We start from the raw sequence: 21,668 nt of genomic DNA on the forward strand, positions 1-21,668 counted from the left end.
GCACGACGAATCGAGGGAGCCGATGGACCAACCGTCCGCCACGGAGCAGGAGTCGGAGGACCAGGGCCACGGCGACCCGGGCCAGGACGACCCGGCACGCGCGGGTGTCATCGACACCCGCGGGCTCACCAAGCGCTACCGCGGCGGACAGCTCGCCGTGGACGGTCTCGACCTGACCGTCCCGGCGGGCAGTGTCTTCGGCTTCCTCGGTCCGAACGGCTCCGGCAAGACCACCACCATCCGCATGCTGATGGGCCTGATCACGCCCACGTCGGGCACGGCCCGCGTCCTGGGCCGTGCGATGCCGCGCGCCTCCCGTGTCGTACTGCCCCAGGTCGGGGCCCTCATCGAGGGCCCGGCGCTGTACGGCTTCCTCTCCGGCCGCGACAACCTGCTGCGGTACGACGCCGCCGACCCGACCGCCGACCCGCGCACCCGGCGTACCCGCGTCGAGGCCGCGCTGGACCGGGTGGGCCTGACGGCGGCCGCCGCGAAGAAGGCGAAGGCCTACTCGCTCGGCATGAAGCAGCGCCTGGGGCTGGCCGCCGCACTTCTGCAGCCCCGCAAGCTGCTGGTTCTGGACGAGCCGACCAACGGCCTCGACCCGCAGGGCATGCGGGAGATCCGTTCGCTGGTGCGGGAGCTGGCCGGGGACGGCACGACCGTCTTCCTCTCCTCCCACCTCCTCGACGAGATCGAGCAGGTCTGCACCCACGCGGCCGTGATGGCGCAGGGCCGGCTGATCACCCAGGGCGCGGTGGCCGACCTGGCGGCCGGGGCGCGCGGCCGGCTCGTGGTGACCACCCCGGACACCGGCGAGGCGGCCCGGGTCCTCAAGGAACAGGGCGTCGCGGACGTCGCCATCACCGAGGACCGGGTCACCGGTGAGCCGCCCGAGCGCGACCTCGCCGAGGTCAACGCGGCGCTCGTCGCGGCGGGCGTGCGGGTACGCGGCTTCACACTCGAACGGGCCTCGCTGGAGGACGCGTTCGTGGCGCTGACCGGGGAGGGATTCGATGTCGCGGGCTGACGCGGCGGTCGTGGACGGGCCGGCCGTACGGCCGAACCCGCTGTGGACCCTCGGCCTGCTCCGCAGCGAGCTGACCGTCACCCTGCGGCGCTGGCGCACCCTCGCGCTGCTCGGAGTACTGGCGGCGGTGCCGGTCCTGATCGGGGTCGCCGTCAAGATCGAGACGTCAGGGGACGGCCAGGTCGGCGGAGGCGGTGGCGGAGGCGAGGGCGGAGGCCCGGCGTTCATCGCGCAGATCACCAACAACGGACTGTTCCTGGTGTTCACGGCCCTGGCCGCGACCCTCCCGTTCTTCCTGCCGATGGCCGTCGGGGTGGTGGCCGGGGACGCGGTCGCCGGCGAGGCCAGCGCGGGCACCCTGCGCTATCTGCTGGTCGCCCCGGCCGGCCGCACCCGCCTGCTGCTCACCAAGTACGCGACGACGATGGCCTTCTGCCTGCTGGCCACCTTGGTGGTGGCCGCCTCCGCCCTCGCCGTCGGGGCGATCCTCTTCCCGCTCGGCGACGTGACCACCATCTCCGGCACCCAGATCTCGTTCACCGAGGGCCTCGGCCGGGCCCTGCTGATCGCCCTGGTGGTGGCGGCCTCCCTGACCGGCATAGCGGCGCTGGGCCTGTTCGTCTCCACGCTGACCAGCAGTGGCATCGCTGCGATGGCGACCACCGTCGGCCTGCTGATCACCGTCCAGATCCTCGACCAGATCCCCCAGCTGCACGCGCTCCAGCCGTACTTCTTCTCCCACTACTGGCTGTCCTTCGCCGACCTGGTGCGCGACCCCGTCTACTGGGACGACCTGGTCAGAAACCTGGAGCTGCAGGCCCTGTACGTGGCGGTGTTCGGGTCGGCGGCCTGGGCGCGGTTCACGACGAAGGACATCACGGCGTAGCGGCGGCGGACGTCTCGTCCACCGCGAAGCGGGCCAGGGGCGCCTCCCCGGCGAAGAACTCCTTGGCCCGCGCCAGCGCCTCGGTGTCCTTGAGGACATCCCCTCGCGCGCTGCCGTTGCCGAGCAACACCCCGCCGAAGCGCATGCCCAGGTAGGCGGCCGAGTTGTGGAGCAGACCGGCGTACGGGTCCGCGACGGACGGCTCGTCGTCCGCCAGCGCGGCCACCCCCCACAGAGTGCGCCCCGCCAGGGTCGCCTTGAAGTCGAGACCGGGGGTGCGCAGCCAGCCCGACCAGTAGTCCAGGTAGCGCTTGGTGAGACCGGACACCGAGTACCAGTACACCGGCGAGGCGATCACGATGTCGGTCGCGGCGAGCGTGGCGTCGAGCAGCAGCCCGGCGTTGGTGTGTGAGGGCGCCCGCACGTGGTCGGCGTCGCGTCGCAGATCCACGAAGTCCGGCAGGGGATGGTCGGCCAGGCTGATCCACCGCTGCTCGACGTCCTCGGGCAGCTGTTCGGCGGCTCGGCGGGCCAGGAGTTCGGTGTTGCCGTCGGGACGGGAACTGCCCAGCACGAACAGGAAGCGGCGAGTCACGAGATCCCCCAGGTGAGCGGCGTGCAGTGGATAAAGGTGTCTGCATCTTATGCGTATGCATTCACTTTGGCCAGGGGTGCCGCCGCCGGGCCGGACACCGGATGGCCCCCTTCCTGATGCGAGGCTGTGACGTCGCGGTGACGCGTGGGCCGAGGGGAGCGGCCAGACTTGACCGTACGCACGGGTACGACCGGACGGTGACGCCGGGGGAATGAGGGCCGATGTCCCGACTCAGCCGCGAGACGAAGCGGGAAGCTCAGCAGACCGACCGGTCGGCGGAACCGGTCGAGGTCCGCGTGACGGGCGGCGCCGCGACCGTGGACGGCGTACCGCTGTTCCCGGCGCCCGGTGAAGAGCCCCAGCAGGCGGTCCTCAACCATCTCCAGCGCCTCGCCCACACCACCGGCCGAGCCGTCCTCGCCACGGTCCACGACAGCCGCATCGGCTACGTCGTCCGCCTCCAGGTGAACCTGGACGGCTCCAGCAGCTTCACCGGCGATCCGGTACGGATGGCCGTGCCCGGTACGACGAACGCGCCCGTCCCTCCGGAGCCGGCGCAGCAGCCCCGCCGCGACAGGCCCACGCCTTTCCTGCACGCCGTCGACGAACCGCCGGCCTCGGAGTCGCCGGCCGCGGAGCCGCCGACCACGGACGGGGCGGTCGCGGAGGCGGCGGGCGTGCGGGGCGCGGAGGCGGCGGTCACGACCACGGCGGCCACGCAAACGGCTCCCGCGCACCCGCTGCCGGCGGTCCCGGCACCGCCGGTCGCGGCACCTCCGGTAACGGCACCGCCCGTGCCGGGCACCGTCCAGGCGCCGACCGGGGTGTTCGGCCCGCCACCGGTCATGGACGGAACCCCGGCCCCCGCTGTCGCGACCCCTCCCGCCCCCGCCTTCGTACCCGCCCAGGCTGTCACCGGGCCTCAGCCGGCGCCCCGGACCGACCGTCGCGTCGAACCGCTTGTCGAGCCCCTCATAGGCCCCCTCGTGGAGCCCGAGGCCGCCCGCGTCTTCGACCCTGATCCCAGGCACACCCCGGCCCGCGGATTCGACGCCGTCGCCGAGGAGGTGCTCGGGGACGAGCCGGTGACCGTGACGGCGGAGGGGGCCGCGCTGCTCACCGAGCCGGTGTCGCGGATCAACGAGGCCGTCCGGGCGGGCCGTATCGAAGCGGCGGCCGAACTCGCGGAGCGCACCGTCGCCGAGGCCTCCGCGACCCTGGGCGACGGTCACACCGAGGTACTGCACCTGCGCGAGCTGACCGCGTACATCGCCTACCTCGCGGGCGACCCGCTGCGCGCCTTCCACCTCTCCCTCGACCTGGCACGGCAGCACCGGCAGGCCCGGGACGGCGAGGGGGCGTACGGGAACGTGCGCAGCGCGGCCACCGCCTGGCGCGCGGTGCGCGACCCGGAGCACGGGCTGCGCCTCGGCCGCGACCTGATCGACCTGTGGGCGCAGCTCACCACCGAGGACGGCCCGGCCGCCGGCGACCCGGAGGAACTGGATTCCGCGCGCGCCCGGATGGCCCGCCTCACCGAACGAGCCCGCCGCGCGGCCGAGAACGCCTGAGCGTCGGTCGGGCCGGCCGGCAGCCGTCAGCACCGGCCGGTCACTGCACGCAGAACTCGTTGCCCTCCGGGTCGGCCAGCACCGTCCACTCCCCGGCCGGCTCGGACACATGGCGCACCACCGTCGCGCCCAGCCCTTCGAGCCGCGCCACCTCCTCCGACCGCCTGCCCGTCTCGGCGTGCAGATCGATGTGGAGCCGGTTCTTGCCGGACTTCCCTTCCGGTACCCGCTGGAACAGCAACCGCCGTCCCAGCCCGGTCCCGCGCTCCTGGTCGAACGGATCGTCCGGATGCCGTACGGCGATCAGGTCACGGAAGGCGGCACGGCCGTGGTACTCGACGGTCGCGGCGCCGGGCAGTGCTCCCAGCTGCAGCAGGCGCTCGACCAGCGCGCTGTTGTCCTCGGGCACATAGTGCAGCGCGGCGGCCCAGAAGTCGGCCTGTGCGTGCGGGTCGCGGGCGTCGACGACGAGCTTCCAGTGCAGGGGTGCGGGCGTCTGCGTCATGGCGCCCACTTATAGCCGACGGCCGTGGGCCTCACACCTGACTTTTGGGACTCTCCACGGCCGTCGCCACCGGCCGTGGTACGGCCGCCGCCGCGAGCGCACGCGCGGACCGGTGGGCGGTGCGCAGCGCGTCCCAGGTGAGCAGGGCGAGGGCGACCCAGACCAGGGCGAAGCCGGCCCAGCGTTCGGCGGGCATCGCCTCATGGAAGTAGAGGATGCCGAGCAGGAACTGGAAGACCGGCGCCAGGTACTGCAGCAGACCGAGCGTGGAGAGCGGGACGCGGATCGCGGCGGCGCCGAAGCAGACCAGCGGGAGCGCGGTGACGATGCCGGTGGAGGCCAGCAGTGCGGCATGCCCGGGACCGTCGTTGACGAAGCTTGACTCGCCGTGGCCGGCCAGCCACAGCAGATAGCCGAGCGCGGGCAGGAACTGGATCGCCGTCTCCGCCGCGAGTGACTCGATGCCGCCGAGGTTGACCTTCTTCTTGACGAGTCCATAGGTCGCGAAGGAGAAGGCCAGCACGAGTGAGATCCACGGCGGCTGCCCGTAGCCGACGGTCAGTACGACCACGGCGGCGAAACCGACGCCCACCGCCGTCCACTGCGCGGGCCGCAGCCGCTCCTTCAGCAGCAGCACACCCATGGCGATGGTCACCAGGGGGTTGATGAAGTAGCCGAGTGAGGCCTCGACGACGTGCCCGGCGTTCACGGCCCAGATGTAGACGCCCCAGTTGACGGTGATCACGGCGGCGGCTACCGCCACCAGCGCCAGCCGGCGCGGCTGCCGCAGCAGCTCGCCGGCCCACGCCCAGCGTCGTACGAAGGCCAGCGCGACGGCGACGAAGACCAGGGACCACGCCATCCGGTGGGCCAGGATCTCCAGCGACCCGGCGGGCTTGAGCAACGGCCAGAAGAGCGGGACCAGGCCCCACATCCCATAGGCGGCGAAACCGTTCACCAGCCCTGCCCGCCGCTCACCCCTCGATATGTCGGCCACCGGTCCTCCTTACGCCCTCACGCCCAGCTCCAGCACACCGGGACGAAGGTAGCGCCGAGCGCACCCGTCTGTCATGGCCGTATCGGCATACGGTCATGACAGACGGGTGCGCAGCCGCTCAGGCCCTCGGACGCCTCAGACCTCCCAGGGCCTGTCCGGCTCAGGGCCTACTGCTTCAGCGCGTCCGCGACGGCCTCGGAGATCGGGGAGGTCGGGCGGCCGGCCAGGCGGGAGAGGTCGCCGGAGTCGACCACCAGCTCGCCCTTGGCGATCGACGCGTCGACGTCGACCAGGATCGCGGCGAACATCTCGGGCACCCCGGCGCCGGTCAGGATGGACTGGAGCGCCTCGCCGGGCACGGAGTTGTAGGCGATCTCCTTGCCGGTCTGCCGCGCGATCTCCGCCGCGTACTCGTCGAAGCTCCAGGCGACGTCGCCGCCCAGCTCGTACGTCCGGTTCTCGTGGCCCACGCCGGTGAGTACGGCGACGGCCGCGGCCGCGTAGTCCGCGCGGGAGGCCGAGGAGACCCGGCCGTCACCGGCGGCCGCGACGACGGCGTTGTGCTCCAGCACCGGGGCGAGGTTCTCGGTGTAGTTCTCGTGGTACCAGCCGTTGCGCAGCAGGGTGTAGGGCAGGCCGGAGGCGAGCAGCAGCTCCTCGGTGGCGCGGTGGTCGTCCACCAGCGACGCCTTCAGGCTGCCCGGGGCGCTGGTGTAGGCGAGCAGGGCCACGCCGGCGGCCTTGGCCGCGTCGATGACGACCTTGTGCTGCTGCGGGCGGCCCTTGTCGAACTCGTTGCCCGAGATCAGCAGCACCTTGTCGCCGGCGGCGAAGAGGCTGTCGAAGGTCTCGGGGGCGTTGTAGTCGGCGACGGCGATGTTGACGCCGCGGGCGGCGAAGTCGGCGGCCTTGGCCTCGTCGCGCACGACGGCGGTGATCTGCTCGGCCGGAACCTTCTCCAGCAGCTGCGTCACGACGTGACGGCCGAGGTGTCCGGTGGCTCCGGTGACAACGATGCTCATGGTCTGCGATCTCCTTGTGGGGTTCCGATGCCACTAACCCTAGGAGGTGCGCTAACCAGAAGAAAGTACCCACTTTGAAGTAAGGTACTGGCATGGCCGTAAGTACCCCTGCAGTCGAGAACCGCTCCGACGCTCCCGTGGCGAGGACCGGCAAGTACGTCGTCGGCGAGGCGATGTGCCCCCACCGTCTGGTCCTGGAACACGTCACCAGCCGGTGGGGCGTCCTGGTCCTGATCGAGCTCCTCGACCGCCCCCACCGCTTCAGCGAACTGCGCCGCGCCATCGGCCGGGTCAGCGAGAAGATGCTCACCCAGACCCTCCAGACCCTGGAACGGGACGGCCTCGTCCACCGGGACGCCAAGCCCGTCATCCCGCCCCGGGTCGACTACTCCCTCACCGAACTCGGCCGCGAGGCCGCCCGGCAGGTACGGGACCTGGCGCTGTGGACCGAGCGACGGATGGCGGACGTCACCCGGGCCCGGGAGGCGTACGACGAGGCGAAGCGCGCCTGAACGCGAACCGGGCCCGGACGCAGTGTCCGGGCCCGCTCGCGCTCACTGCTCGATGACGGTCAGCCGACGACCGTCCAGGTGTCGCCGCCGGCCAGCAGTGCCCCCAGGTCGCCCTTGCCGTGCTGCTCCACCGCCGTGTCCAGCTGCTCGGACATCTGGACGTCGTAGACGGGCCGTTCCACCGAGCGGAGCACGCCGATGGGCGTGTGGTGCAGGGTGTCCGGGTCGGCCAGCCGGGAGAGCGCGAAGGCCGTGGTGGGGGAGGGGGAGTGGGCGTCGTGGACGAGGATCTCGGACTCGTTGTCCGGGGTCACGTCGACGACCGTCAGGTCGCCGGTGAGCCGGTCGCGTACGACTCCGCGTGTGCCGTCGGTGCCGAAGCGGATGGGTTGTCCGTGCTCCAGGCGGATCACCGCTTCCTCGGCGGACTGCTTGTCCTTGAGGGTGTCGAAGGCGCCGTCGTTGAAGATGTTGCAGTTCTGGTAGATCTCGATCAGGGCCGTGCCGGGGTGGGCGGCGGCCTGGCGCAGCACGTCGGTGAGGTGCTTGCGGTCGGAGTCGATGGTGCGGGCCACGAAGGAGGCCTCGACGCCGATCGCCAGGGACACCGGGTTGAACGGGGCGTCCAGGGAGCCCATCGGTGTCGACTTGGTGATTTTCCCGACTTCGGAAGTCGGTGAGTACTGGCCCTTCGTCAACCCGTAGATCCGGTTGTTGAAGAGGAGGATCTTCAGGTTGACGTTGCGGCGCAGGGCGTGGATGAGGTGGTTGCCGCCGATGGAGAGGGCGTCGCCGTCCCCGGTGACGACCCAGACGCTCAGGTCCCGGCGGGAGGTGGCCAGTCCGGTGGCGATGGCGGGGGCGCGGCCGTGGATGGAGTGCATCCCGTAGGTGTTCATGTAGTACGGGAAGCGGGAGGAACAGCCGATGCCGGAGACGAAGACGATGTTCTCCTTCGCCAGCCCGAGTTCCGGCATGAACCCCTGCACGGCGGCCAGGATCGCGTAGTCACCGCAGCCCGGGCACCAGCGCACCTCCTGGTCGGACTTGAAGTCCTTCATGGACTGCTTTGCCGCGGCCTTGGGCACGAGCTGGAGCAGTCCGTCGGCGGTGTCAGTCATGGATGGCCTCCTTGAGCGCCTCGGCGAGCTGCTCGGCCTTGAACGGCATGCCGTTGACCTGGTTGTACGAATGCGCGTCCACGAGGTACTTCGCCCGGATGAGGGTGGCGAGCTGGCCGAGGTTCATCTCGGGGATCACCACCTTGTCGTACCGCCCCAGGACCGCGCCCAGGTTGCGCGGGAAGGGGTTGAGGTGGCGCAGGTGTGCCTGGGCGATCGCCTCGCCGGCCCGGCGCAGCCGCCGCACCGCGGCCGTGATCGGCCCGTAGGTCGAGCCCCAGCCCAGGACCAGGGTGCGCGCGCCGTCCGGGTCGTCGACCTCGATGTCCGGGACGACGATGCCGTCGATCTTGGCCTGCCGGGTACGGACCATGAAGTCGTGGTTGGCCGGGTCGTAGGAGATGTTGCCCGTACCGTCCTGCTTCTCGATGCCGCCGATACGGTGTTCGAGACCGGGCGTGCCCGGGATCGCCCACGGGCGGGCGAGTGTCTGCGGGTCGCGTTTGTACGGCCAGAAGACCTCGGTGCCGTCGTCGAGGGTGTGGTTGGGGCCCTGGGCGAACTGGACACGCAGGTCGGGCAGTTCCGTCAGCTCCGGGATGCGCCAGGGCTCGCTGCCGTTGGCCAGGTAGCCGTCGGAGAGAAGCATCACCGGCGTTCTGTACGTCAGCGCGATCCGGGCGGCCTCCAGGGCGGCGTCGAAGCAGTCGGCCGGGGTCCGCGGAGCGATCACCGGGACGGGGGCCTCGCCGTTGCGGCCGTACATCGCCTGGAGCAGGTCGGCCTGCTCGGTCTTGGTCGGCAGCCCGGTGGACGGCCCGCCACGCTGGATGTCCACCACCAGCAGCGGCAGCTCCAGCGACACCGCGAGTCCGACCGTCTCCGCCTTCAGCGCCACGCCCGGGCCCGAGGTGGTGGTCACGGCGAGCGAGCCGCCGAAGGCCGCGCCGAGTGCCGCGCCGATCCCCGCGATCTCGTCCTCGGCCTGGAAGGTCCGCACACCGAAGTTCTTGTGCTTGGACAGTTCGTGCAGGATGTCGGAGGCCGGGGTGATCGGGTACGAGCCGAGGAAGAGCGGCAGGTCGGCCTGGCGGGAGGCGGTGACCAGGCCGTAGGCCAGGGCCAGGTTCCCGGAGATGTTGCGGTAGGTCCCCACCGGGAAGGCGGTGGTCGCCGGGGCGATCTCGTAGGAGACCGCGAAGTCCTCGGTCGTCTCCCCGAAGTTCCAGCCCGCGCGGAAGGCCGCCAGGTTGGCGTTCATGACCTCGGGCTTGCGGGCGAACTTCTGCTTGAGGAACCGTTCCGTGCCCTCGGTGGGCCGGTGGTACATCCATGACAAGAGGCCGAGCGCGAACATGTTCTTGCTGCGCTCGGCCTCTTTGCGGGTGAGGTCGAATTCTTTGAGGGCTTCCACCGTCAGGGTGGTCAGCGGCACCGGATGGAGGCTGTATCCGTCCAGCGAGCCGTCCTCCAGCGGGGAGGCGTCGTAGCCGACCTTCTGCATCGCCCGTTTGGTGAACTCGTCCGTGTTGACGATGATCTCCGCGCCGCGCGGCAGGTCCCCGATGTTGGCTTTCAGGGCGGCCGGGTTCATCGCGACCAGCACGTTCGGCGCGTCCCCGGGGGTGAGGATGTCGTGGTCGGCGAAGTGCAACTGGAATGAGGAGACCCCGGGCAGGGTGCCTGCCGGGGCACGGATCTCGGCGGGGAAGTTCGGGAGGGTCGAGAGATCGTTGCCGAAGGACGCGGTCTCCGACGTGAACCGGTCACCGGTGAGCTGCATACCGTCACCCGAGTCCCCCGCGAACCGGATGATCACCCGATCGAGGCGCCGGACGGCCTTCACACCGCCCGGCCTGCGCTGTTCTCCCACGACGGTTCCGTCGGCCTGTTCCGTTGTCCTGCTGACCTGGCTGGTCACTGAACTGGACCTCCTTCGAGGCGGCTGTCCGGGCGTGGTCGTCCCACGGACCATCCCACGTTCAACCCTACGTCGGTTAGGGTCGCCTTCCCGCGCCTGCTCACATGATGGACGGCGTTTTGGGACGACCTGTCGCCCTGACTTGTCATGATTTTCCCTCCCCCTGGCTGCCTTCCGGCTCCGACACGGTGTCGGCCCCGTCAGGAGTTCAGATAGGTCAGAACGGCCAGAACGCGCCGGTGGTCCCCGTCGCTCTGGGAGAGCCCCAGCTTGAGGAAGATGTTGCTGACGTGCTTCTCGACGGCTCCGTCGCTCACGACCAGCTGCCGGGCGATCGCCGAGTTCGTCCGCCCCTCGGCCATCAGGCCCAGCACCTCCCGCTCGCGCGGGGTCAGCCCGGCCAGTACGTCCTGCTTGCGGCTGCGCCCGAGCAGCTGCGCGACCACCTCGGGGTCGAGCGCGGTACCGCCCCCGGCGACCCGCACGACCGCGTCCACGAACTCCCGGACCTCGGCGACCCGGTCCTTCAGTAGATAGCCCACGCCCCGGCTGGAACCGGCCAGCAGTTCGGTGGCGTAGCGCTCCTCCACGTACTGCGACAACACCAGCACCCCGAGCTCCGGATGCGTCTTCCGCAGGCGTACGGCGGCTCGCACGCCCTCGTCGGTGTGCGTCGGCGGCATCCGTACGTCCGCCACCACCACGTCCGGCATCGCGTCCTGCGCGTGGAGATCGGCGATGGTCTTGACCAGCGCCTCCGCGTCGCCGACGCCCGCGACAACATCATGTCCGCGGTCGGTCAACAGCCGGGTCAGCCCCTCTCTGAGCAGCACGGAATCCTCGGCGATGACCACCCGCACCCTGTCCTCCACGATCTCCCGGCCCCCCACACCCCGTCCGGCGTACATGCCTGCCCTGTCCGAAAGACCAGCATTCCAGCATTCGCAGCACAGCGCGGCGCGGTCATGAGAGGAGACGGCCCAATTCAGCCCACCCAACACCCGGACAACACCCCGACCAGCCCACCCGGTGTCCGGACGACCCACCCCGACCAGACAACACACCCCGACCAGCCCCACCGGTGTGCGAGCAACACACCCCGATCAGCCCACCCGGTGTCCGAGGTACACCCCCATTTCGGCCCGTCCGGCGCTCGAGGGCGAGGCCGCTGAGACCGATACGGGGGGTCTGGGGCGCGGGAGCCCCCAGGTGCGGGGGCGAAGGGGGGGCCGAGCCCCCTGATGAGGGACGGGTGGGGGCGGCGGGGGCGCAGAACCGCGGCCTCAGCCCCGCCAGGGCAGCTCCGCCGTCACCCGCGTGGGCCCACCCGCCGGCGAGTCCACCACCAGGATCCCGTCGACCGCGTCCAGTCGCTCGGCCAGCCCCGCCAGCCCGGACCCCTTCGCCGTGTCCGCACCTCCCACCCCGTCGTCCACGACCTGCAACATCAGCCGGTCCTCGCTCCGCCACACGTCGACCGAGGCGCCGCGCGCCCGACTGTGCTTGCTGATGTTCTGCAGCAACTCGGACACCGTGAAGTACGCGATCCCCTCGATCGCCGCCGCCGGCCGCTCCGCCAGGTCGACCTCCACCCGCACCGGCACCGTGCACCGCGAGGCCACCGCCGACAGCGCCGCGTCCAGCCCCCGGTCGGTGAGCACCGCGGGATGGATTCCCCGGGCCAGTTCCCGCAACTCCTGCAGCGCGGTCTTTACCTCACCGTGCGCCTCGTCCACCATCCGCGCGGCGACCTGCGGGTCCTCCTGCAGCTTCTCCTTCGCCAGCCCCAGATCCATGGCCAGCGCCACCAGCCGGGCCTGCGCCCCGTCGTGCAGGTCCCGCTCGATGCGCCGCAGGTCGGCCGCGGCCGTGTCGACGACCACCCCCCGGTCGGACTCCAGCTCCACCACCCGCGACGCCAGCTTCGAGGGCCCGAGCAGCCCGTGCACCATCAGCCGGTCCACCAGTGTCAGCGCCCGTACGATCCAAGGCGTGGCCAGCGTGAAGAGCAGCCCGACCAGCGCGGTCACGGTGATCTCGAACGGGTTGTCGAGGTAGACGCTGTGGTGCGCGTCGCCGAACAGCTGAAGACCGCCCTGCCCGGCGTACATCGGGAAGACCCAGAACCACAGTGGGTACGTCAGCAGGGCCCAGCCGTACGCCCAGAAGTTGAGGGCGACGACGAAGGAGAACATCGACCAGGGGAACTGAAGCACCGCGTACAGCAGATGGCGCCAGGACGTGCCGCTCTTGAGCACCGCGCCGATCCACGCCATCACCCCCGGCTTGCGCATCCGCAACGGTTCCGGGTCGGCCACCTCCAGGCGCAACAGCCCGCGCGCCCGCGCCCGCTCCAGCGCCCCGAAGCCCCGGCAGCCGGCCAGGGCCGCGGCCAGCAGGGGGATCCCGATGAAGGTCACCAGCAGACCGACGCCGAGGGACACCATCGTCACGGTCCACACGAACAGGGCGACGCCGATCGGAAGGCCGAGCAGCACATAGGCGAACTCACGCCAGCTGCGCGCCTCGAACGGCGCCCGCAGCACGGCCGGCACCCGATGCCGACGCTCACCGTACGGTTCGTAACCGTGGCCCTGCCCGTTGCCGTACCCGTACCCGTACCCGTCGTCCTGCCCGTATCCGTGCCCGTGCCCGTACTCCGTGGCCATCGGTCCGTCCCGTCCGTCCTGTGCTGTCTTTTCCAGCTTTTCCAGCTCGCCCGGTCAGGCCTGTCCCTGCCGTATCTCCACCCTGCTGTGCCGCAGGTCCACGAACCATGGAGGCCGTCGGCATCTTGAACGGGGGGTTTTCCCCACCCCCCTGTGCCGTTTCTTCGGTTCTTCGCTTTCTTCGGTTCTTCGCTACGACCGGTCGCGCCACGGCAGCTCGGCGGTGACCGTCGTGGGGCCGCCGGCCGGTGAGTCGACGACGAACAGGCCGTCCACCGCCCCCAGCCGGTCGGCTAGCCCGCGCATCCCCGTGCCGCCGTCCAGGCTCGCGCCGCCCCGCCCGTCGTCCGTCACCTGGATCAGCAGCCGGTCGTCGGTCCGCCACACGTCGACCGACGCACTGCGTGCCCCGCTGTGCTTGCTGATGTTCTGCAGCAGCTCGGAGACGGTGAAATAGGCGATGCCCTCGATCGCGGGCGCCGGTCTGGATGGCAGGTCGGCGGTCACCTGGACCGGTACCGTGCAGCGCGAGGCGACCGAGGACAGCGCCGCGTCCAGCCCCCGGTCGGTCAGCACCGCCGGGTGGATGCCCCGGGCGAGGTCCCTGAGCTCCTGCAGGGCCAGCTTCACCTCGCCGTGCGCCTCCTCGACCATCGCGGCGGCCCCGTCGGGATCCTCCAGGAGCTTCTCCTTGGCCAGACCGAGCCCCATGGCGAGGTTGACGAGGCGGGCCTGGGCGCCGTCGTGCAGATCCCGTTCGATGCGCCGCAGGTCGGCGGCGGCCGTGTCCACCACAACCCCCCGGTCCGATTCGAGTTCGGCGATCCGGCGCTCCAACTCGTCGGAGGGCGACAGCAGACCGCGGACCATCGCCCGGTCCGCGTTCGCCAGCCCGCGCGCGATGAACGGCAGCACCGGCCACAGCACGAACAACGACGTCAGCACGATGCAGAAGGTGAGGATGCCCCAGGGCAGCCGGATGAAGTCGTACAGCAGTGTCCGCCAGCCCACCGGATCCTTCAGTGCCATCCACAGCCGCTGACTGCCTCCACCCCGCTTGCCCAACGGCAGCGGAGTCGGCTCCTCCACCCGCACCCCGAGCAGCGCACGCGCGCGTGCCCGTTCCAGCTTCCCCAGCTGCCGGGCGCCCAGCAGCGTGCCGGCGAGCAGCGGGATGCCGACCACCGTGATCGTCAGCACCCCGCTCACCCACACCGACGTGAACACGTAGATGAAGCCGAACACCGATACCGGCAGGTTCAGCAGAAGGTGCGCGATCTCCTTCCAGGTGTGACCGTCGTAGGCGAAGCGGACGGGCGGCAGCCGGTCGCGGTCTTCGCCGCCGTCGGCCAGGCTGCGGGAACGGGGTGCTGGTGCGGTCATGTGCGCCAGCGTGCCGTGTGCCGTCACGCAATGCCATGGAGTTCGCCGCCCGGGCCACCCTGGGGAAAACCCCACCAGTCGCCCCGGTGTCACCTCTCACCGCGTGACGGGCTGCTTACCGTGTCTTTATCAGGGCCTAGACTCCGGTGCGTACAGATCGTCGAATCAAGAGTTGACTGAGGTCACGACGCGGGGCCGGGGCCGGCCCTCTGTCTGTCGAGGGAGCGAGGGGACGGACGATGTGGGAGACGGTGAACGGTGAGCCGACCGTGGTCGTCGCCGCGGACTACTTCACGTCCTACTCGGTCGTAGGACTGCTGGCCCTGCTCGGCGTGCTCTTCGTCGCCGTCGCCTTCGGTACCGGCCGGCTGCTGCGCCCCGTGGTCCCCACGCCCGAAAAACTCCTGACCTACGAGTGCGGTGTCGACCCCGTTGGCGAGGGCTGGGCACACACCCAGGTCCGCTACTACGTCTACGCCTTCCTCTACGTCATCTTCGCGGTCGACTCGATCTTCCTGTTCCCCTGGGCGACGGTCTTCGCCGCTCCCGGCTACGGTGCCACCACGCTCGTGGAGATGTTCGTCTTCCTCGGCTTCCTGGCCGTCGGCCTGCTGTACGCATACAAGAAGGGCGTCCTGACATGGACGTGACGCCGTCGGAGCCCGTGCTGCTCCCGGAACCGCAACGGCTGGGCGCGCTCGCCCGTCTCGCCCCCGAGCCGATGAAGGTCGTCCTCAACTGGGGCCGCCGGTACTCGCTCTGGGTCTTCAACTTCGGCCTCGCCTGCTGTGCGATCGAGTTCATCGCCGCGTCGATGGCCCGCCACGACTTCATCCGCCTCGGGGTGATCCCCTTCGCACCGGGCCCCCGCCAGGCCGACCTGATGGTGGTCTCGGGCACGGTCACCGACAAGATGGCCCCGGCCATCAAACGCCTGTACGAGCAGATGCCCGAGCCCAAGTACGTCATCTCCTTCGGCGCGTGCAGCAACTGCGGCGGCCCGTACTGGGACTCCTACTCCGTCACCAAGGGCGTCGACCAGATCATCCCGGTCGACGTCTACGTCCCCGGGTGCCCGCCGCGCCCCGAGGCCCTCCTCCAGGGCATCCTCAAACTCCAGGAGAAGATCGCGGCGGAGTCCCTGGGCGAGCGCTACGGCACCCCCCGGCCGTCCGCCGCCGCCCTCAAGAGCGGCCTGGTGCGGCCACCGGCCCCCGCCGCCGAAGGGGACACGTGATGACGGCCCCCACCGGCTGGCTCCCCGCCCCCGTGGACGAACTCTTCGGCCCGGACGCCACAGCCGAGGAGTCCTACGAGGTCCTCACGGTCGACGTCCCCGCCGCCTCCTGGCTCACCGCCCTGGAGACCGCCCGTACGACCCTGAGCTGCACCTTCTTCGACTGGATGAGCGCGGTCGACGAACCCGGCACCGGCTTCCGCGTCTCCGCCCACGTCGTCGCCCTCGCCCCGGTCCGCCGCCTGCTCCTGCGAACGACCGTGCCGCACTCCGCCGCCGAACTCCCCTCCGCCGTCGGCGTCTACGCGGGTGCTCGCTGGCACGAGCGCGAGACCCACGAGATGTTCGGCGTCCACTTCTCCGGCCACCCCGGCCTGGACCATCTCCTCCTCCCGGAAACCTTCGAAGGCCACCCTCTCCGCAAGGACTTCGTCCTGGCGGCCCGCGTCGCCAAGGCCTGGCCCGGCGCCAAGGAACCCGGAGAGTCCGATCACGGCGGCCCCAGGCGCCGCCAGATGCTCCCCCCAGGCGTCCCCGACCCCAACGAATGGGGCCCCCTGAAGGGCCAGCTCCCCGCTGCCCCCGCCCGCCCGGCCCGAGCCGCCGCGGGCCGTCCCACCGGCGAACGCCCGACCCGCGCACCCGGCGAACGCCCGGTACGCCGCTCCCGGACGGCAGCGGAGGGCTCGGCCGGCCAGAGGGCCGACGCGGCGGACCCGACGACGCCGACGCCCACGGCGGAGGCGTCCCCCACCGAGCCGCACCCGACAGCCACTCCGCGCCGGGCGCGCAGTGCGACCGAGGGGTCTGCTTCGCAGCGGGCCGCTTCTGGGGAGCAGCCGCCGATGGCCACCCCGCGCCGGGCGCGGAGCGCGACCGAGGGGTCTGCTTCGCAGCGGGCCGCCTCTGGGGAGCAGTCTCCGATGGCTCCGGATCAGGGGCCGAGTGAGGGGGAGGGGTCTGCTCCTCAGCGGGACGTGTCTGAGCAGTTGCCGACGGCTCCGCGCCGGGGGCGGAGTGCGAGCGAGGGGTCTGCCTCGCAGCGGGCGGCATCCGCAGCGGACGAGACCGCTCCGGCGCAGGAGCCGACGGCGGCCGCTCCCCGGGGGCCCCGCCGGGCACGTAGTGCCTCGGGTGGCTCCGCGTCGCAGCGCGCCCAGCATCCGGCACCGGCGACAGAACCGGCCACCCCGGCCCGCCCCTCGACCCCGCGCACCCCCGACGCCCCGTGGCACCACGCCCGCCCGGCTTTCGACGAACCCGGAGGCGGAGAACAGCGGGATACGCCGACCGAGCCGGTCACGCCAGCCGAAACTGTCTCGCCGACCGAGCCGACCGAGCCGACCGAGCCGACCGAGCCGACCGAGCCGACCGAGCCGACCGAGCCGACCGAGCGGACCGAGCTGGCCGGGCCGATCGAGCCGCCCGAGCCGGAGCCTGCCGCGCCCGAGTACGCAGAGGCCTCCGAGGACGCAGAGGCCTCCGAGGCTTCAGAGGGCGCCGGACCTGAGACCTCGCCCCCCGACTCCGCCGACGCCTCGGCCCCCGACGCTCCCGCCCCTCAGGACCCGGCTTCCGACGCTCCCGCCTCCGACGGTCCTCCGAGCCCTGGAGCCTCGACCCCGGACGACGTCACCTCCGAACAGAAATCCGCCCCCCGCGAAGACCGCCCAGGAGGCCCGCAGTGAACGGCGCCCTGGACGTCGGCCTGCGACTCCTCGTCGTGTTCGTCGTCTTCCTCACCTTCCCCCTGATCGTCGGTCAGACCGAGCACAAGGTGATGGCCCATATGCAGGGCCGCCTCGGCCCGATGTACGCCGGCGGTTTCCATGGCTGGGCCCAGCTGATCGCCGACGGGGTGAAGTTCGCGCAGAAGGAGGACGTGGTCCCCGCGGGCGCGGACCGCCGTATCTTCCAGCTGGCGCCCGCGGTGGCACTCCTCCCTTATCTGCTCGTAATCCTCGCCATCCCGATCGGCCCCGGCGAAGGTGCTGTCGGTCAGGTCCTGGACGCGGGTGTGTTCTTCGTGCTGGCCGTGATGGGCATCGGCGTCCTCGGCTCGCTCATGGCCGGCTGGGCCAGCGCCAACAAGTTCTCCCTCCTCGGCGGTCTGCGCACCGCCGCCCAACTCCTCGCCTACGAACTCCCCATGCTGCTTGCCGCCGCCTCCGTGGCGATGGCGGCCGGCACGGTCTCCCTGCCGGGCATCGTCGGCGCCTTCCACTGGTGGTGGCTGCCCTGGCAGATCACCGGAGGCCTGGTCTTCTTCGTCGCCGGCCTCGCGGAACTCCAGCGGCCCCCCTTCGACATGCCCGTCGCCGACACGGAGATCATCTTCGGTGCGTACACGGAGTACACCGGTCTGCGCTTCGCCCTGTTCCTGCTCGCCGAGTACGCAGGGATCGTCGTCCTGTGCGGTCTGACCACCGTCCTCTTCCTCGGCGGCTGGCACGGCCCGTGGGGAGCCGACGGCCTCGGCTGGCTGTGGACCCTCCTGAAGACGGCGCTCCTCGCCTTCGTCGTGATCTGGCTCCGCGTGACCTACCCCCGGCTGCGCGAGGACCAGCTGCAGAAGTTCTCCTGGACTCTCCTCGTCCCCCTTTCTCTCGCTCAGATCGCCCTCACCGGCATCGTCAAGGTGGTGATCTCCTAACCGTGGCCCCCATTCCCGGCAGCGGCCTCGCCAAGGGCCTGGCCGTCACCCTGCGCACGATGACCCGGAAGACGGTCACCGAGCAGTACCCGGACGCCCTGCCCGAGCTCCCGCCCCGCACCCGCGGTGTGATCGGCCTGTTCGAGGAGAACTGCACGGTCTGCATGCTCTGCGCCCGTGAGTGCCCCGACTGGTGCATCTACATCGACTCCCACAAGGAGACCGTTCCGGCGGCGGCCCCGGGCGGCCGCGAACGCAGCCGCAACGTGCTGGACCGCTTCGCCATCGACTTCGCCCTGTGCATGTACTGCGGTATCTGCATTGAGGTCTGTCCTTTCGACGCCCTTTTCTGGTCCCCGGAGTTCGAGTACTCCGAGACCGACATCCACGAACTCACCCACGAGCGCGACAAGCTCCGCGAGTGGATGTGGACGGTCCCGGCCCCGCCCGCTCTCGACGCCGGCGCGGAGGAACCGAAGGAGATCGCCGCCGCCCGGAAGACCGCCGAGAAGCTCGAGGCCGCGCAGGCCGAGCCGCGGGAGGGGGAGTCGTGAGCCCCCTCGCCCAGGCGCCGCACGGCTTCCTGTCCCCGACCGGTGTGGAGATCGCCTTTCTCCTCGTCGGCCTGGTCACCTTCGGCGCCGCCCTCGTCACGGTCACCACCCGCCAGCTGGTGCACGCCGCCCTGTGGCTGGTGGTCACGCTCGGCGGTCTCGCCGTCGAATACCTGCTGCTCACCGCCGAGTTCATCGCCTGGGTGCAGGTCCTCATCTATGTGGGCTCCGTAGTCGTCCTCCTTCTCTTCGGTCTGATGCTCACCAAGGCCCCGATCGGCCGCTCCCCGGACGCCGACTCCGGGAACCGCTGGGCCGCGCTGGCCGTTGCCGTGGTCGCCGCGGCCGCCCTGGTCTGGGTGGTCGTGGACGCCTTCCGTACCACCTGGATCGACCTGGAAGGCCCCGCCGCCGGTTCGACGAAGGTCACCGGCGAGAGCCTTTTCCAGAACTGGGTCCTGCCCTTCGAGGCCCTCTCCGTCCTCCTCCTCGCGGCCCTCGTCGGCGCGATCGTCCTGTCCCGGAAGGCGAAGGCGGACTCGGTCCCGCCCCCTGTGAACGGACGGGCCGTCACACAGAGTTCCCCCTCCGTCACGGATTCCGGGATTCACCCGATCGAGCAGGAAGGCGCCCGCTGATGCATCTCGCCTATCCCGCCGTCCTCTCCGCGCTCCTCTTCTGCACCGGCCTGTACGGCGTCCTCGGCCGCCGCAACGCGATCCTGGTCCTGATGTCGGTCGAGCTGATGCTCAACGCCGTCAACCTCAACCTCGTCGCCTTCGACGTGTGGCTGAGCAGGGCCGCCCGGGACACCCTGCACTCCGGCCAGGCGCTGACCCTGTTCACCATCGCCGTCGCCGCCGCCGAGATCGGTATCGGCCTCGCGATCGTCCTCGCCGTCTACCGAAACCGCGGCACCTCCGACATCGACCGGCTCCGCGACACCGCCGAGGGCCACGAGCACGGCACGCCCACGGACGGGACGGCCGACGAGAAGGCTGAGGCCACCGCGTGACCACGACCAACCTCGCCGTCCTCGTCCCTCTCCTGCCCTTCCTGGCCGCCGCGGCCGGCCTGCTCGTGGGACGCACGGCCCCCGGTTTCGTCCGCCCGCTCGCGGTCCTGCCGACCCTCGCCGCGTTCGCGCTGGCCATCACGGTCGCCGTGGACCAGGGCGGCGGCCGGGCCGTCGACGCCCACACCCAGCTCACCCCGACCGGTTCCGTCCCGATCGAACTCGCCCTGTACATCGACGGCTTCGCCGCCCTCGTCGCCGTCCTGGTCGCCTTCGTCGCCACCTGTGTGCAGATCTACTCGACCGGCTACCTGCGCGACGACCCGCGCTACGCCTCGTACGCCGCCCTCGTCTCCCTCTTCACCTCCGCGATGCTGCTGGTCGTCTACTCCGGCGACCTGATCGTGCTGCTCGTCGGCTGGGAAGTCATGGGCATCTGCTCCTACTTCCTGGTCGGCCACTACTGGGAGACCCCCGAGGCCCGCGCCGCCTCCCTCAAGGCCTTCCTGGTCACCAAGCTCGGCGATGTGCCGTTCCTGATCGGCCTGTTCGCGCTCGCCACCGACGCCGGCTCCTTCCGCATCACGACGATCCTCGGCACCGTCGCGAACGGCGGACTGCACCACCCGGCCCTGGTCGCCCTGCTGCTCCTGTGCGGCGTGGCGGGCAAGTCGGCGCAGTTCCCGCTGCACACCTGGCTCCCCGACGCCATGGCGGGCCCGACCCCCGTCTCCGCGCTGATCCACGCCGCCACGATGGTCGCCGCCGGTGTCTACTTCGTCGCCCGTCTCCTCCCGGTCTTCGAGGCCAGTGCGGCCGTGATGATCGTGCTCGCCGCCATGGCCGCCGTCACGATGGTCGGTTCGGCCCTCGCCGCACTCGCCCAGGACGACATCAAGCGCGTCCTCGCCTACTCGACGATCGGCCAGCTCGGCTACATGACCGGCGCCCTCGCCGTCGGCGACCGCGGTGCCGCCGTCTTCCACCTCCTGTCCCACGGCGCCTTCAAGGCACTGCTCTTCCTCGCGGCCGGCGTGGTCATCCACGCCGCCGGCACCAACTCGCTGGCCGTCATGTCCCGCACCTCCGGACTGCGCGACCGCGTCCCGGACGCCTACTGGACGATGACCGTGGCGCTCCTCGCGCTGGCCGCGATCCCGCCCTTCAGCGGCTTCTTCTCCAAGGAGTCCGTCCTGGGCGCCGCCGAGCACGCGGCCACCGGCCACACCGCGCAAGCCCCCGGCAGCGCGGGCTGGATCGTCCTCGTCGCCGGCCTGGTCACCGCCGTGCTCACCGCCGCGTACGCGACGCGGCTGTGGCTGCTCGCCTTCCGGGGCCGGGGCACCGAGGCCCCGGACCACGGCCGGCAGCCGCTGTCCATGACCGTGGTGCTGTGGGTCCTGGCCGTCCCCTCCCTCGCCTTCGGCGGGTTCGCCTACCGGTCGCTCCCCGACTGGTTCGACGGCCGTGACCTCACCCCCACCCTCACCACCTCGATCCTCGGCACCGGCCTCGCACTCGTCGGCGGACTCCTCACCTACGGCGTATGGCAACGCACCAGGGCGCTGGCCGCCCGCGCCCCGATCGGCGCCGTCGCCGCGCACCCCGAAGGCGACGCCGGACTCGTCGAGGCCGAGGCCATCGCCACCCACGAACCCGCCTTCGGCGACGTGGCCTACGCACCCGACCCGGCGGACCCCGCCCGGCTCCTGCTCGGCCCGCTGCGCCGGCCGGCCGCCGAAGGCTTCCATCTGGACGCCCTCTACGACGCGCTGTTCGTCCGCCCGGTCCTGGCCGCGGCGAGCCTCGTCCAGTTCCTCGACCGCGAGGTCGTCGACACCTACGTCCGCGGCGCGGCCGCCGCCCCCCGCCTGCTCGGCGCCGCCGTACGCCGCGCCCAGACCGGCAATGTCCAGACCTACGTGAGCGCGCTGCTCGCCGGCACCGTCGTCCTGGCGGTCGCCGTCCTCCTCGTCGCCACGGGAGCGTGAGCAGGC

General features: G+C 71.2%; 21 protein-coding genes. 12 read left to right on the forward strand and 9 right to left on the reverse strand.

The features are described 5' to 3' along the window. Positions 1–22 precede the first annotated feature (22 nt). Entirely contained in the window at positions 23–1,030 is a 1,008-nt protein-coding gene (locus tag ACZ4N4_RS41745) for an ABC transporter ATP-binding protein (protein WP_467598989.1), read from the forward strand. Further along, complete coding sequence (locus ACZ4N4_RS41750) at positions 1,017–1,916, forward strand: ABC transporter permease (RefSeq protein ID WP_467598992.1); 900 nt, start codon at positions 1,017–1,019, stop codon at positions 1,914–1,916. The genes ACZ4N4_RS41745 and ACZ4N4_RS41750 overlap by 14 nt, the downstream gene beginning before the upstream one ends. Here the strand turns inward: ACZ4N4_RS41750 and ACZ4N4_RS41755 are convergent. Further along, positions 1,906–2,511 carry a flavodoxin family protein gene (locus ACZ4N4_RS41755; protein WP_453574627.1) on the reverse strand — a complete coding sequence of 202 codons (606 nt, stop codon included), beginning with the start codon at positions 2,509–2,511 and terminating at the stop codon, positions 1,906–1,908. The two genes, ACZ4N4_RS41750 and ACZ4N4_RS41755, sit on opposite strands and share 11 nt — an antisense overlap. A gap of 221 nt (positions 2,512–2,732) precedes the next feature. Between ACZ4N4_RS41755 and ACZ4N4_RS41760 the strand changes: the two genes are divergently transcribed. Next, on the forward strand, positions 2,733–4,082 hold the full coding sequence (locus ACZ4N4_RS41760) for a tetratricopeptide repeat protein (protein ID WP_467598995.1): 1,350 nt from the start codon (positions 2,733–2,735) through the stop codon (positions 4,080–4,082). 40 nt (positions 4,083–4,122) lie between these two features. Here the strand turns inward: ACZ4N4_RS41760 and ACZ4N4_RS41765 are convergent, their stop codons facing one another. The 3 genes from ACZ4N4_RS41765 to ACZ4N4_RS41775 all read right to left on the reverse strand — a co-directional run bounded on the left by ACZ4N4_RS41765 (position 4,123) and on the right by ACZ4N4_RS41775 (position 6,606). Further along, complete coding sequence (locus ACZ4N4_RS41765) at positions 4,123–4,587, reverse strand: VOC family protein (protein WP_450754076.1); 465 nt, start codon at positions 4,585–4,587, stop codon at positions 4,123–4,125. Between the two features lie 31 nt (positions 4,588–4,618). Continuing rightward, positions 4,619–5,584: an EamA family transporter RarD gene (gene rarD, locus ACZ4N4_RS41770; protein WP_467598998.1), complete on the reverse strand. Its 966-nt coding sequence runs from the start codon at positions 5,582–5,584 to the stop codon at positions 4,619–4,621. Positions 5,585–5,751: 167 nt separating this feature from the next. Then, positions 5,752–6,606: an SDR family oxidoreductase gene (locus ACZ4N4_RS41775; protein ID WP_467599001.1), complete on the reverse strand. Its 855-nt coding sequence runs from the start codon at positions 6,604–6,606 to the stop codon at positions 5,752–5,754. Positions 6,607–6,698: 92 nt separating this feature from the next. Here ACZ4N4_RS41775 and ACZ4N4_RS41780 point away from each other — a divergent pair, with 92 nt between their 5' ends. Next, complete coding sequence (locus ACZ4N4_RS41780; protein WP_453574634.1) at positions 6,699–7,118, forward strand: winged helix-turn-helix transcriptional regulator; 420 nt, start codon at positions 6,699–6,701, stop codon at positions 7,116–7,118. A 59-nt stretch (positions 7,119–7,177) separates the two neighbouring features. Here the strand turns inward: ACZ4N4_RS41780 and ACZ4N4_RS41785 are convergent, their stop codons facing one another. The 5 genes from ACZ4N4_RS41785 to ACZ4N4_RS41805 form a co-directional block, all read right to left on the reverse strand. After that, positions 7,178–8,239: a 2-oxoacid:ferredoxin oxidoreductase subunit beta gene (locus tag ACZ4N4_RS41785; protein WP_467599004.1), complete on the reverse strand. Its 1,062-nt coding sequence runs from the start codon at positions 8,237–8,239 to the stop codon at positions 7,178–7,180. Next, positions 8,232–10,160, reverse strand: coding sequence for a 2-oxoacid:acceptor oxidoreductase subunit alpha (locus ACZ4N4_RS41790; RefSeq protein ID WP_467599007.1), 1,929 nt, complete (start codon positions 10,158–10,160; stop codon positions 8,232–8,234). The genes ACZ4N4_RS41785 and ACZ4N4_RS41790 overlap by 8 nt, the downstream gene beginning before the upstream one ends. Positions 10,161–10,360: 200 nt before the next feature. Then, on the reverse strand, positions 10,361–11,068 hold the full coding sequence (locus tag ACZ4N4_RS41795) for a LuxR C-terminal-related transcriptional regulator (RefSeq protein WP_467599010.1): 708 nt from the start codon (positions 11,066–11,068) through the stop codon (positions 10,361–10,363). A gap of 375 nt (positions 11,069–11,443) precedes the next feature. Next, on the reverse strand, positions 11,444–12,829 hold the full coding sequence (locus ACZ4N4_RS41800; protein ID WP_467599013.1) for a sensor histidine kinase: 1,386 nt from the start codon (positions 12,827–12,829) through the stop codon (positions 11,444–11,446). A gap of 192 nt (positions 12,830–13,021) precedes the next feature. Further along, a complete protein-coding gene (locus tag ACZ4N4_RS41805; RefSeq protein ID WP_467599016.1) occupies positions 13,022–14,212 on the reverse strand; it encodes a sensor histidine kinase in 1,191 nt (396 codons plus the stop codon). Positions 14,213–14,451: 239 nt separating this feature from the next. On the opposite strand from ACZ4N4_RS41805, the gene ACZ4N4_RS41810 reads away from it, so the two are divergent. From ACZ4N4_RS41810 to ACZ4N4_RS41845, 8 genes are read left to right on the forward strand one after another with little or no spacing between them, the layout of a single operon-like run. Next, positions 14,452–14,862, forward strand: coding sequence for an NADH-quinone oxidoreductase subunit A (locus ACZ4N4_RS41810; protein WP_467599019.1), 411 nt, complete (start codon positions 14,452–14,454; stop codon positions 14,860–14,862). Further along, on the forward strand, positions 14,853–15,449 hold the full coding sequence (locus ACZ4N4_RS41815; RefSeq protein ID WP_467599022.1) for an NADH-quinone oxidoreductase subunit B: 597 nt from the start codon (positions 14,853–14,855) through the stop codon (positions 15,447–15,449). The genes ACZ4N4_RS41810 and ACZ4N4_RS41815 overlap by 10 nt, the downstream gene beginning before the upstream one ends. Beyond that, positions 15,449–17,137, forward strand: a complete 1,689-nt coding sequence (locus ACZ4N4_RS41820) for an NADH-quinone oxidoreductase subunit C (protein ID WP_467599025.1) — start codon at positions 15,449–15,451, stop codon at positions 17,135–17,137. The genes ACZ4N4_RS41815 and ACZ4N4_RS41820 overlap by 1 nt, the downstream gene beginning before the upstream one ends. After that, positions 17,134–18,102: a complex I subunit 1/NuoH family protein gene (locus tag ACZ4N4_RS41825; RefSeq protein WP_467599028.1), complete on the forward strand. Its 969-nt coding sequence runs from the start codon at positions 17,134–17,136 to the stop codon at positions 18,100–18,102. Before ACZ4N4_RS41820 ends, ACZ4N4_RS41825 begins: the two co-directional genes overlap by 4 nt. A 2-nt stretch (positions 18,103–18,104) precedes the next feature. Beyond that, positions 18,105–18,656, forward strand: coding sequence for a NuoI/complex I 23 kDa subunit family protein (locus ACZ4N4_RS41830; RefSeq protein WP_453574649.1), 552 nt, complete (start codon positions 18,105–18,107; stop codon positions 18,654–18,656). Then, the gene (locus tag ACZ4N4_RS41835) at positions 18,653–19,294 is read left to right on the forward strand and encodes an NADH-quinone oxidoreductase subunit J family protein (RefSeq protein WP_467599031.1); all 642 of its coding nucleotides are present in this window, start codon (positions 18,653–18,655) and stop codon (positions 19,292–19,294) included. Before ACZ4N4_RS41830 ends, ACZ4N4_RS41835 begins: the two co-directional genes overlap by 4 nt. Next, on the forward strand, positions 19,294–19,671 hold the full coding sequence (gene nuoK / locus ACZ4N4_RS41840) for an NADH-quinone oxidoreductase subunit NuoK (RefSeq protein WP_467599034.1): 378 nt from the start codon (positions 19,294–19,296) through the stop codon (positions 19,669–19,671). Before ACZ4N4_RS41835 ends, nuoK begins: the two co-directional genes overlap by 1 nt. Beyond that, on the forward strand, positions 19,668–21,662 hold the full coding sequence (locus tag ACZ4N4_RS41845) for an NADH-quinone oxidoreductase subunit 5 family protein (protein ID WP_467599037.1): 1,995 nt from the start codon (positions 19,668–19,670) through the stop codon (positions 21,660–21,662). Before nuoK ends, ACZ4N4_RS41845 begins: the two co-directional genes overlap by 4 nt. Positions 21,663–21,668: the final 6 nt, after the last annotated feature.

The organism is Streptomyces sp. NPDC026538 (assembly GCF_055567535.1).

Bases quoted from the DNA above. Each gene is read 5' to 3' on its own strand.
- ACZ4N4_RS41805 (WP_467599016.1), bottom strand. From the start codon at position 14,212: ATGACCGCACCAGCACCCCGTTCCCGCAGCCTGGCCGACGGCGGCGAA.
- ACZ4N4_RS41745 (WP_467598989.1), top strand. From the start codon at position 23: ATGGACCAACCGTCCGCCACGGAGCAGGAGTCGGAGGACCAGGGCCAC.
- ACZ4N4_RS41775 (WP_467599001.1), bottom strand. From the start codon at position 6,606: ATGAGCATCGTTGTCACCGGAGCCACCGGACACCTCGGCCGTCACGTC.
- ACZ4N4_RS41785 (WP_467599004.1), bottom strand. From the start codon at position 8,239: ATGACTGACACCGCCGACGGACTGCTCCAGCTCGTGCCCAAGGCCGCG.
- ACZ4N4_RS41815 (WP_467599022.1), top strand. From the start codon at position 14,853: ATGGACGTGACGCCGTCGGAGCCCGTGCTGCTCCCGGAACCGCAACGG.
- ACZ4N4_RS41795 (WP_467599010.1), bottom strand. From the start codon at position 11,068: ATGTACGCCGGACGGGGTGTGGGGGGCCGGGAGATCGTGGAGGACAGG.
- ACZ4N4_RS41750 (WP_467598992.1), top strand. From the start codon at position 1,017: ATGTCGCGGGCTGACGCGGCGGTCGTGGACGGGCCGGCCGTACGGCCG.
- ACZ4N4_RS41765 (WP_450754076.1), bottom strand. From the start codon at position 4,587: ATGACGCAGACGCCCGCACCCCTGCACTGGAAGCTCGTCGTCGACGCC.
- ACZ4N4_RS41800 (WP_467599013.1), bottom strand. From the start codon at position 12,829: ATGGCCACGGAGTACGGGCACGGGCACGGATACGGGCAGGACGACGGG.
- nuoK (WP_467599034.1), top strand. From the start codon at position 19,294: ATGCATCTCGCCTATCCCGCCGTCCTCTCCGCGCTCCTCTTCTGCACC.
- ACZ4N4_RS41760 (WP_467598995.1), top strand. From the start codon at position 2,733: ATGTCCCGACTCAGCCGCGAGACGAAGCGGGAAGCTCAGCAGACCGAC.
- ACZ4N4_RS41820 (WP_467599025.1), top strand. From the start codon at position 15,449: ATGACGGCCCCCACCGGCTGGCTCCCCGCCCCCGTGGACGAACTCTTC.
- ACZ4N4_RS41780 (WP_453574634.1), top strand. From the start codon at position 6,699: ATGGCCGTAAGTACCCCTGCAGTCGAGAACCGCTCCGACGCTCCCGTG.
- ACZ4N4_RS41810 (WP_467599019.1), top strand. From the start codon at position 14,452: ATGTGGGAGACGGTGAACGGTGAGCCGACCGTGGTCGTCGCCGCGGAC.